Source organism: Jiangella rhizosphaerae (genome assembly GCF_003579925.1).
In the GTDB taxonomy this organism is placed as follows: Bacteria; Actinomycetota; Actinomycetes; order Jiangellales; family Jiangellaceae; genus Jiangella; species Jiangella rhizosphaerae.
In genome coordinates, this window is record NZ_QUAL01000232.1 from 1 (window position 1) to 1,259 (window position 1,259).

Annotated in this window: 1 pseudogene; it reads left to right on the forward strand. The window is 79.7% G+C overall.

From position 1 onward, the window contains the following. Positions 1–1,259: pseudogene (locus DY240_RS22680) on the forward strand (chromosome segregation protein SMC); the annotation flags it as partial.

Genomic DNA, 1,259 nt, shown 5'->3' on the forward strand with positions numbered 1-1,259 from the left:
CGCCCGCCGGCGGGCCGCGGCGGCCGAGGCCGAGCTGACCCGGCTGACGGCCGCCCGCGAGGAGGCGCTGCGCCGCGCCACCGCGGCCGAGCACGAGTACACCGCGCTCGAGACCACCATCGCCGGGCTGTCCGTCGGCGAGGACGGCCTCGACAGCGAGCACGAGCGGGCGGCCGCCGCGCTGGCCGCCGCCGACGACGTCCTGACGAAGCTGCGCGAGCAGGAACGCGCCGCCGAGGGCGAGCGGGCCGCGCTGGTGGCCCGCCACGAGGCGCTGCAGATGGGCCTGTCCCGCCGCGACGGCTCCGAGGCGCTGCTGGCGGCGTCCGACCGGCTGTCCGGCGTTCTCGGTTCGGTGGCCGCGCTGCTCACCGTCGAGTCCGGCTGGGAGGCCGCCGTCGCCACCGCGCTGGGCGCCGCGTCCGACGCCGTCGCCGTCGAGTCAGTCGACGACGCCGTGACCGCGCTGCGGCTGCTGCGCGACGAGGACCTCGGCCGCGCCGGGCTGCTGGTCGGCGGTGCGCCGTACGACGACCCGGGGGAGTGGCGGCCGCTGCCCGGCGGGCTGCGCTACGTCGTCGACCTCGTCACCGCGCCGGCCGAGCTGCGTCCCGCGCTCACGAACCTGCTGCGCGGCATCGCCGCCGTCGACGACCTCGCCGCCGCCCGCGCCCTGGTCGCCGAGCTGCCCGACCTCGTCGCCGTCACCCGCGACGGCGACCTGCTCGGCCGCGACCGCGCCTACGGCGGGTCCAGCAGCGCGCCCAGCCTGCTGGAGGTGCAGGCCGCCGTCGACGAAGCCGCCGACCGCCTGGCCATCGCCACCGGCAAGGCCGAGGACCTCGCCCGCAAGCTGGCCGCCGCCGAGCGGGCCCGGGCCGAGGCCGCCGCCGCCGAGTCGCACGCCCTGACGAAGCTGCGCGAGTCCGACGCCGAGCTGTCCGCCGTCGCCGAGCAGCTGGGCCGGCTCAGCGGCACCGCGCGGGCCGCGTCCGAGGAGGCCGAGCGGCTGGCCGACTCCGTCGCGCGGGCCGAGGAGGCGCGCGACCGCGAGCTCGCCGCGCTGGAAGAGATGGAGGAGCGGCTCGCCGCCGCCGAGGAGGCCGGCGACGACGACGTCGAGCCGTCCACCGAGGAGCGCGACCGGCTGGCCGAGCGGGCCCGCGCCGCCCGGCAGGCCGAGACCGAGGCCCGGCTGACGCTGCGCACGGGCGAGGAGCGGGCCCGTGCCCTGACGGGCCGGGCCGAGAGCCTCGAGC